Origin of the sequence: Vibrio sp. 10N.286.51.B11 (assembly GCF_041469245.1) — a bacterium.
Taxonomy (GTDB): Bacteria; Pseudomonadota; Gammaproteobacteria; order Enterobacterales; family Vibrionaceae; genus Vibrio; species Vibrio crassostreae_C.
In genome coordinates this window covers 90,797-100,046 of record NZ_JBFRKI010000038.1, presented here as the reverse complement: position 1 = coordinate 100,046, position 9,250 = coordinate 90,797, and the positions used below count along the sequence as shown (strand labels likewise).

At 45.3% G+C, this 9,250-nt stretch carries 10 protein-coding genes; 2 read left to right on the top strand and 8 right to left on the bottom strand.

What is annotated here, in order from left to right:
- Positions 1-267: 267 nt before the first annotated feature.
- The 5 genes from rplS to ffh form a co-directional block, all read right to left on the bottom strand.
- Positions 268-621 carry a 50S ribosomal protein L19 gene (gene rplS, locus AB4154_RS18395; protein ID WP_004735514.1) on the bottom strand — a complete coding sequence of 118 codons (354 nt, stop codon included), beginning with the start codon at positions 619-621 and terminating at the stop codon, positions 268-270.
- Between the two features lie 59 nt (positions 622-680).
- Complete coding sequence (gene trmD / locus AB4154_RS18390; protein WP_017061056.1) at positions 681-1,421, bottom strand: tRNA (guanosine(37)-N1)-methyltransferase TrmD; 741 nt, start codon at positions 1,419-1,421, stop codon at positions 681-683.
- Positions 1,422-1,447: 26 nt separating this feature from the next.
- Positions 1,448-2,002, bottom strand: coding sequence for a ribosome maturation factor RimM (gene rimM, locus AB4154_RS18385; RefSeq protein ID WP_017063236.1), 555 nt, complete (start codon positions 2,000-2,002; stop codon positions 1,448-1,450).
- Between the two features lie 24 nt (positions 2,003-2,026).
- Entirely contained in the window at positions 2,027-2,275 is a 249-nt protein-coding gene (gene rpsP / locus AB4154_RS18380) for a 30S ribosomal protein S16 (RefSeq protein WP_004410028.1), read from the bottom strand.
- A gap of 212 nt (positions 2,276-2,487) precedes the next feature.
- Complete coding sequence (ffh, locus tag AB4154_RS18375; protein WP_010435884.1) at positions 2,488-3,882, bottom strand: signal recognition particle protein; 1,395 nt, start codon at positions 3,880-3,882, stop codon at positions 2,488-2,490.
- Positions 3,883-4,082: 200 nt separating this feature from the next.
- Here ffh and AB4154_RS18370 point away from each other — a divergent pair, with 200 nt between their 5' ends.
- Positions 4,083-4,877 carry an inner membrane protein YpjD gene (locus AB4154_RS18370; protein ID WP_019825854.1) on the top strand — a complete coding sequence of 265 codons (795 nt, stop codon included), beginning with the start codon at positions 4,083-4,085 and terminating at the stop codon, positions 4,875-4,877.
- A 127-nt stretch (positions 4,878-5,004) separates the two neighbouring features.
- A complete protein-coding gene (locus AB4154_RS18365) occupies positions 5,005-6,276 on the top strand; it encodes an HlyC/CorC family transporter (protein ID WP_017063233.1) in 1,272 nt (423 codons plus the stop codon).
- Positions 6,277-6,391: 115 nt separating this feature from the next.
- Here AB4154_RS18365 and luxS read toward each other — a convergent pair whose 3' ends face one another.
- The 3 genes from luxS to gshA are packed head-to-tail and all read right to left on the bottom strand — an operon-like array spanning position 6,392 to position 9,164.
- Positions 6,392-6,910 (bottom strand): S-ribosylhomocysteine lyase, encoded by a 519-nt coding sequence (gene luxS, locus AB4154_RS18360; protein ID WP_372123755.1) that lies wholly within the window; start codon positions 6,908-6,910, stop codon positions 6,392-6,394.
- 24 nt (positions 6,911-6,934) lie between these two features.
- Complete coding sequence (locus AB4154_RS18355; protein WP_017629422.1) at positions 6,935-7,585, bottom strand: hypothetical protein; 651 nt, start codon at positions 7,583-7,585, stop codon at positions 6,935-6,937.
- A 10-nt stretch (positions 7,586-7,595) separates the two neighbouring features.
- Entirely contained in the window at positions 7,596-9,164 is a 1,569-nt protein-coding gene (gene gshA / locus AB4154_RS18350; RefSeq protein WP_017068871.1) for a glutamate--cysteine ligase, read from the bottom strand.
- Positions 9,165-9,250: the final 86 nt, after the last annotated feature.

Sequence of the window (9,250 nt, the reverse complement as noted above, 5' to 3'; positions counted from 1 at the left end):
GAGTAGCGAGTAGCGAGTAAATTTTGAAGGGTTGGCGTTTAACGTCAATCCTTTTTTATTGCCTATAACACGGCGCTAGTAGAGATTCCCTACTCCTTCCTTCGTCAGTCTAGGGAATGACGGTTAAATATGAGTTTCGTCTGGTTTGTCATCCTCAAGAGTGAGGTACGAGCGAATTGGGGATCTCTTACCTGCTAAGCTCCAAATAACAGACACAAAAAAGCGGAGCCAAATGGCTCCGCTTTTATCGATAGAATGCAAAAAGAATTACTTCTTAGTAAGCTTCTCTTTAATACGAGCTGACTTACCAGAACGCTCACGTAGGTAGTACAACTTGGCACGACGTACTGCACCACGGCGTTTAACTTCGATGCTATCAACCATTGGAGAGTGAGTTTGGAACGCACGCTCTACGCCTTCACCGTTCGAGATCTTACGAACTGTGAATGCAGAGTGTAGACCACGGTTACGAATAGCGATTACAACGCCTTCGAAAGCCTGTAGACGCTCACGGTCACCTTCTTTTACCTTAACCTGAACTACAACAGTGTCACCTGGTGCGAATTTAGGAAGGTCTGATTTTAGTTGCTCTTCTTCAAGAGCCTTGATGATGTTGCTCATTTGTATAAATTCCTAGAATAAACTGATACTAAATTTAATAGGTTACTGCTTGCTTTTCGTTAAGAGCGTTGCTCTTTAATGAATTCAGCCAGTAATTGTTCCTGTTCGTCAGTCAGAGCTAGGTTTTCCAGGAGTTCTGGTCTTCTTAGCCAAGTTCGGCCCAACGATTGTTTTAATCGCCAGCGACGAATATCCTTATGGTTTCCAGACTTGAGTACCGATGGCACATCTTTATCGTCTAGCACCTCAGGGCGCGTATAATGGGGACAATCTAGCAAACCATTTGCAAAAGAATCTTCTTCTGCTGAAGCGAAATCTCCAAGTACACCCGGAACAAACCGAGATACTGAATCAATCAGCGTCATGGCTGGCAGTTCGCCACCCGTCATCACAAAATCTCCAATCGACCATTCTTCGTCAACTTCAGATTGAATGATGCGCTCATCTACCCCTTCGTAGCGACCACAAATAAGAAGTAAATTCTCGTTTGTTGCCAGCTCTTCAACACCTTTCTGGTCGAGTTTACGACCTTGAGGTGAAAGATAGATAACTTTCGTCTTTCCCGGTGCTGCTTGCTTGGCCGTTGTGATAGCGTCGCGCAAAGGCTGAACCATCATTAACATGCCAGGACCACCACCGTAAGGTCTGTCATCAACAGTGCGATGTTTATCATGAGTGAAATCACGAGGATTCCATGTCTCAATAGATAAAAGACCTTTTTTAACCGCTTGACCTGTTACTCCAAAATCAGTAACAGAACGGAACATTTCAGGAAAAAGGCTAATAATGCCAACCCACATGTGTTCTCTCGCTCTGTAATTTGGAGTTAGAATCCAGGATCCCAGTCAACTTCGATCCGGCGAGCTTCGCGATCAACTTTCTTGATCACTTGCTCTTCAAGGTACGGTACTAACCGTTCCTTTTGGCCAAAAGCATCTTTAAGATTTGCTTTGATTACTAGAACATCGTTCGAGCCAGTTTCTAATAGGTCAGTGACCTCACCAAGGTCGTAACCTTTAGTGGTAAAAACTTGCATACCGAACAATTCGCGCCAGTAGAATTCATCTTCTGACAATTCAGGTAACGAAGCAGGGTCAATAGCAATTTCAAAGTTAGTCATCAGTTGCGCGTCTTCACGAACATCTAATCCCGCTAGCTTACATACATAACCTTGGCCATGACGTTTCCAGCTCTCAACTTTGTACTCAACCCACTTACCCTTTAGGTTTAAATACCAAGGGCTGTAATCAAATATGCTTTCAGCATTGTCTGTGTAGGAGAACACTTTGAGCCAGCCACGAATACCATAGGTAGACCCAAGTTTACCCATGACAATTCTATTATTTTGCTCGCTCATAGTTTCTTTACCCTTCATCGACATAAGCTATTTCTCTTTAAAAAAGAATTAAGCCGCTTTTTGAGCGTCTTTAACTAGCTTAGCTACACGATCAGATAGAGATGCGCCTTGACCAACCCAGTGGTTAACACGATCTAGGTCTAGACGTAGACCTTCTTCTTGACCTTGAGCTGTAGGGTTAAAGAAACCTACTTTCTCGATGAAACGGCCAGTTGCAGCGTTACGGCTATCCGCAACTACGATTTGATAAAATGGGCGCTTCTTTGCACCGTGACGTGCCAAACGAATGGTTACCATGTCGTCCTCTTTGCTTTCTTAATAAAATAATTAACCCCAAGTATAAGTAAATAGCTTGGGGTCTCGTGCCAAATTAAAGCCCCGGAATTTTACTCTTATTCCGGTGCAATGCAAGGGCTTTAGCTATTTTTTCACCAACATAGCTGCCGTACACTTTCTGTGACACGGCTAACACTATGAAAAGTAACGTAGCTAAAGCTTACATTTGTAGATTATCGACCAAACGGGTTAAAGCCACCACCCATTCCGCCCATACCTCCACCGCCGCCCATCATGCCTTGCATGTTGCGCATCATGCCTTTCATGCCACCTTTCTGCATCTTCTTCATCATCTTCTGCATTTGGGTGAACTGCTTAAGCATACGGTTTACATCTTGTACCTGTGTACCAGAACCAGCGGCAATACGCTTTTTGCGTGAGCCTTTGATTAGGTCAGGGCGTTGACGCTCTTTCATGGTCATAGAGTTGATGATCGCTTCCATCTGCTTGAACATCTTGTCATCAACTTTATCTTTAACGTTATCTGGTAGCTGAGACATGCCTGGAAGCTTATCCATCATGCCCATCATTCCGCCCATGTTTTGCATCTGACCTAGCTGTTCACGGAAGTCTTCAAGGTCAAAGCCTTTCTTCTCTTTGAACTTCTTAGCCAGTTTCTCTGCTTTCTCGGTATCAACGTTTTTCTGTAGGTCTTCAATAAGAGACAGTACGTCGCCCATACCTAAGATACGAGAAGCAACACGATCTGGGTGGAACGGTTCTAGTGCGTCAGTCTTTTCACCAACACCCAAGAATTTAATCGGCTTGCCTGTGATATGACGAACAGACAGAGCAGCACCACCACGCGCATCACCATCAACTTTCGTCAAGATAACACCGGTTAGTGGTAGCGCATCACCAAAAGCTTTTGCAGTGTTCGCAGCATCTTGACCTGTCATTGCATCAACAACGAACAGTGTCTCGACTGGTTTAATTGCAGTATGAAGCTCTTTGATCTCGCCCATCATCTCTTCATCGATAGCCAAACGACCAGCAGTATCGACAAGTAGCACGTCGTAGAATTTCTTCTTCGCGTGGTCGATTGCAGCGTTTGCAATATCAAGAGGCTTTTGATCAGCTGAAGATGGGAAGAAGTCTACGCCAACATCGCTTGCTAACGTTTCAAGCTGTTTGATCGCCGCTGGACGGTAAACGTCGGCAGACACAACCAAGACTTTCTTCTTGTCACGCTCAGTTAGAAGCTTAGATAGCTTACCTACCGATGTGGTTTTACCCGCACCTTGTAGACCCGCCATTAAGATAACGGCTGGCGGCTGCGCTGCTAGGTTAAGAGCCTCGTTAGACTCACCCATCACCGCTTCAAGTTCAGCTTGAACGATCTTAATGAATTCTTGACCAGGCGTTAGAGATTTAGAAACCTCAACACCCACAGCGCCTTCTTTTACGCGCTTAACAAAATCGCGGACAACGGGCAGTGCAACGTCGGCTTCAAGTAGCGCCATACGTACTTCACGCAGCGTCTCTTTAATGTTGTCTTCGGTCAGACGACCTTTACCGCTGATGTTCTTCAGCGTTTTGGATAGACGATCCGTTAAATTATCAAACATAGTTTTCTCTTCGCTCAAAACTGCGACTATTACTGTGAGTATACATTAGCGCGGATTAGAGTCATACCCGTTGTAGAGCGTTAATCATCCGTGCTTGTGATGTGAGACATTATTCACTTGGAATTGAATGAGGTTCGCCATAGCCCCAAAGAGCGATGCGAGGTATAATTCGCCAATTAGTAATCATTAAAATGGATACCATGGACAGTCTTATTGCGATCGCAGCAGCCTTTCTTTATACAATGGCAATTTCCACGATCATTCCAGGTCTCGTGCACCAAACAGGAATCCGTGTAAAAACGGTGTTTATCAGCGCATTACTTGCTCTAGCTTTCCATGCTTGGTTGCTTGGCGATTTGATTTTTAATGCCAGTGGCCAAAACCTCAGTATCTTGAACGTTGCTTCATTAATCAGTTTAATCATATCTGTGGTAATGAGCGGTGCCATGCTCAAAACCCGTCTGTGGTTTATCTTACCCGTCGTCTATAGCTTCGCTGCGCTGAACTTGATGGCTGCCACTTTTCTTCCAAGCACCTTCATCAAACATCTAGAGAATGACCCAAAACTGCTCGTGCACATATCTTTGGCTCTATTCTCATACGCAACGTTAACTATCGGCGCGCTATACGCCCTGCAACTTGCTTGGCTAGATCACAAACTTAAAAAGAAAAAAGCCTTAGTGATAAACCCTAACCTACCTCCTTTAATGATGGTGGAAAGACAGCTTTTCAAGATCATTCTGATTGGTAATGGCTTATTAACGGGTACTTTGTTGACGGGTCTCATCTTCGTGCAAGATATGTTTGCTCAAGGAAAAGCACACAAGGCTGTGTTGTCTTTTATCGCTTGGGTTATCTACTCCATTCTTCTATGGGGTCACTATCAGAAAGGTTGGCGAGGACAGAAAGTCACTTGGTTCGCACTGGCCGGCGCCAGCATGCTCACATTGGCCTACTTCGGTAGCCGCTTCGTCCAGGAAATCATCCTGAACTAGTCTGTAAAATAAAGGCAAGGTCTCACATACCTTGCCTTTAAAATATTGAGTGCAATACATTCAATTGACATCTCGACCATGTTCGGTCATAAATTAATCAAGATACACAAATAGGAAAAGAATAGTTTTGGACGACATATCAACGGGTATCTTATTTGCGCTACTCGCGTGTCTCATTGTAATTTCTGGTTATTTCTCTGGTTCCGAAACGGGCATGATGTCCCTGAACCGCTACCGTTTAAAGCACTTGGCCAATACGGGTCATAAAGGTGCCAAACGTGTAGAAAAACTTCTGAACCGCCCAGACAGATTGATTGGCCTCATCCTCATCGGCAACAATCTCGTCAACATTCTTGCATCTGCGATCGCTACTATTCTTGGTATGCGCATCTACGGGGATATCGGTGTGGCTATCGCTACTGGTACCCTGACTCTCGTGATCCTAGTATTCGCCGAGGTAACCCCAAAGACCATCGCTTCTCTATTTCCTGAACGTGTCTCTTACGCGAGTAGTATCCTTTTGATGATACTGATGAAGGTGCTATCACCATTGGTGATCTTAGTGAACTTCATTACCAACGGCTTCATTCGTATCTTAGGCGTTAAAGCCAGCCATGATGCAACCGACCACTTGAGCTCCGAAGAGCTTAGAACCGTGGTAAATGAAGCCGGTAGCTTAATCCCTCAACGTCACCAAGATATGTTGGTGTCTATTCTGGATTTAGAGCACGTCACCGTGAACGACATCATGGTGCCGCGTAATGAGATTACTGGTATCGACATCAATGACGACTGGAAATCGATCGTTCGTCAACTTACCCACTCGCCTCATGGTCGCGTAGTGCTGTACCGTGACCAAATAGATGAAGTGGTCGGCATGCTTAGGCTGCGTGAAGCTTACCGTCTGATGCTTGAAAAGAACGAATTCAATAAAGAAACCCTGTTGCGTGCCGCGGATGAGATCTACTTTATTCCTGAAGCGACACCACTCAATATTCAACTGCTTAAGTTTCAACGCAATAAGCAGCGCATCGGTTTGATTGTTGATGAGTATGGCGACATCAATGGTTTGGTTACATTAGAAGATATTCTAGAAGAGATCGTAGGTGAGTTTACCACCTCAATCACCCCAAGCTTATCTGAAGAGATTACTCCGCAAAGCGATGGCAGCTTCTTGATTGAAGGCAGTGCCAATATCCGAGATATCAACAAAGGCTTACAGTGGGCACTGCCTACCGATGGCCCAAGAACGCTGAATGGTTTGATACTGGAACATCTTGAAGATATTCCTGAGAGTCACCTGAGTGTTCAGGTTGCCAGCCACCCAATGGAAATTGTTGAGCTTGAAGAGAACCGCATCAAACTGGTTCGCGTGTTCCCACAGATCGTGAACGGCTAACTGAGTTATCACTGAATCTCTGTCTCGCCCTAAAATACGTTGACGAAAAAGGCCCGGTTCATTGAACCGGGCCTTTTAGTATCTAACTCGCCCTATCTAGGGTAGCTATCAATGACTAGTCGGTCTTAAGCTCTTGCAGCATAGACTCTGGCAGTGCCAGTTCATCATTCTTGTTTACAGAGATGCCTGCAGCGATGATCGCATTCGCGATCTCTTTCGCTTCATCCAAAGAGTGCATTGCCGCGGTACCACATTGGTATTCGTTCAGCTCAGGGATCTTATTCTGGTTCTCAACTTTCAGTACGTCTTGCATCGCTGCCAACCAACCGTCAGCCACTTGTTGTTCTGTAGGCGTACCAATCAGGCTCATGTAGAAACCAGTGCGACAGCCCATCGGTGAGATATCGATGATCTCTACATCTGAACCGTTCAATTGATTACGCATGAAACCAGCATATAGGTGCTCTAGAGTATGGATACCTTTCTCAGATAGGATGTCTTTGTTTGGCGCAGTAAAACGCAGGTCAAACACAGTGATGGTATCCCCTTTTGGGGTTTGCATTGTTTTAGCAACACGAACGGCAGGTGCGTTCATGCGTGTGTGATCAACAGTGAAACTATCTAATAAAGGCATTGCTCTTCTCCATGACGGCTGGCTTTAGAAAAACCAGCTTCGATTGTCTTCTAGTTCTTTGCGGCACTGTTTCAGCTGCCATCCATAATCTTTTGCTTGCTGTTCGACTTTGCGCGCCACCTTAATTAGCGATGGCTTGCTGTTGTATGACTTACGCTTATAACCACCACGGCCTTCATGATAAGCCAGGTATTGGTTATATGGGTCCCATAGTGAGATGCCCAATTGACGACGCGTCTCGCTGGTATACCAACCGATGAACATCAATGCATCATCAAAGTTGGTTCTTGAACCACCGTTATTGGTCGCCTTTTGGAAGTCTTCCCAAGCAGGATCTTGAGCTTGTGCATAACCGTAGGCACTGCTTACACGCCCCCACGGTATAAAGCCAAGAATGTAATCTTTAGGTGGGCGCGCATCATGACGATAGCTACTCTCTTGTTTCACAAAAGCCATCGCAACGTTAATCGGCGTTCCCCATTCTTCTTGCATATCCAAGGCATCTTCATACCATGAAGGGTGCTCTCGAAAGATGCTACACAAATTATCTTGCTGCTTTGGCGGTGGCGTTGCACATCCAACCAACAGGCTAGAGACAACACCAACAGTCACTACAGGTAACCATTTACTACTCACTCGAGTAGGCTGACCTAATAAGGCTTGCTTCCTTTCCACCAAAGTCTCGCTATGCTTTTAAATACGAAAAATAATCCGCTAAGAAGCTATCAAAATCTTGAGTGCTTGCTTCTTCACTTTGTTGCTGAGCAATCACAGAACGTTGAACTTCTGCTTCCATCAACTCAGCTGAATATACTTTGTATTGATGAGCTTTGTGTTGCTGAGCGTACGTTTTACCTAACGCGCAACCCACTTTACCTAAGCCGCCCAATTTTTTGGTCTCTTCTAGCAACTGGCCAGAAATAGTTAGCTCAGGGTTATCAATCCAAGCCTCAAGCGTATCGCATGTTTCTTGGTATGCACGACCGCCTTGTTCTGCGTCCATCATTTCGGCAATAGAGCGTAGATCTTTAAATACACGCTTCGCCCAATCTTGCAGAGACAAGCGCTCGCCATGACAACCAATTTGCAGCTCTAGACCAGCTTGACGACCTTCTAAGATCACCTTGTTCCAGTTGTCGCGCCAGCACTCAAGTTCGCAGTTATCCATCTCAGCAGAGTCTGTTAGTACACTCCACGTTAGGAATAGATCCAAGAAGCGAACTTGCTGTTCGGTGATACCGATTGAGCTGAATGGGTTTACATCGAGAGAACGCACCTCGATGTACTCAACACCGCCGCGAGCCAACGCTTCAGATGGCTTCTCACCACTTTTCGCCACACGCTTAGGACGGATTGGAGCGTAAAGCTCATTCTCAATTTGCAGTACGTTGCTATTTAGCTGACGGTATTCACCATCAACCTTAGTGCCAATTTCGGCGAATTCTTCTGATGGCGTACGAATCGCTTGATTCAAACCTTCAAGGTACTGACCCAGGCTGTTGAAGCCAATCTTCAATACACTTTGCGCACTGTTCGTGTAGCCAAGGTCGCTCAGGCGCAGTGCCGTTGCTTTTGGCAGATACAATGTCTCACCAACCTTTTCAAAAGGTAGGTTTGTTTCTCTTCCTTTGATGAAAGAAGAACATAGCGCAGGTGAAGCACCGAAGAAGTATGGGATTAACCAACCAAAGCGGTAGTAGTTACGAATCAAACCGAAGTAAGCATCTGACTTAGATTCACAACGCGCTTCTTCAGTTTGCTCTCCAAACAGGCTATCCCAAAAGCTTTCTGGGAAAGAGAAGTTGAAGTGAACACCAGAGATAATCTGCATCAGGCTACCGTAACGACGTTTTAGGCCTTCACGATATAGGGTCTTCATCTTACCGTTATTCGAGGTGCCGTATTGCGCTAGCTGAATGTAATCTTCACTGCCAACGTAACAAGGCATAGAAAGCGGCCATAGTTTTTCGCCGTCTAACTTGGTTTGCGTGAAGTGGTGGATATCAGACAACTGATTCAAAAGCGTCGGAACGTCGTTAGAAACAGGCGTGATAAATTCCAGTAGCGACTCAGAGAAATCGGTCGTTACCCATTCGTTCATCAACGCAGATCCCAAAGCCTCAGGGTGCGGCCCAGTAGCAAGGTGCCCATCTTCCGTGTAGCGTAATGTTTCCCTTTCAACACCACGACCAAATTGAGAGAAGGTCTTAGGGTTGGTTGCAACTTGCTTTAGTCGCGCAGCAAAATCAGTCAAAATTCAGTTCACTTATCTTATATTGTTCTGATTAGAACTATCATAAATTAGGTTGGAGGAGAAAAGTAGAGTCTCTTCCCTCCCCC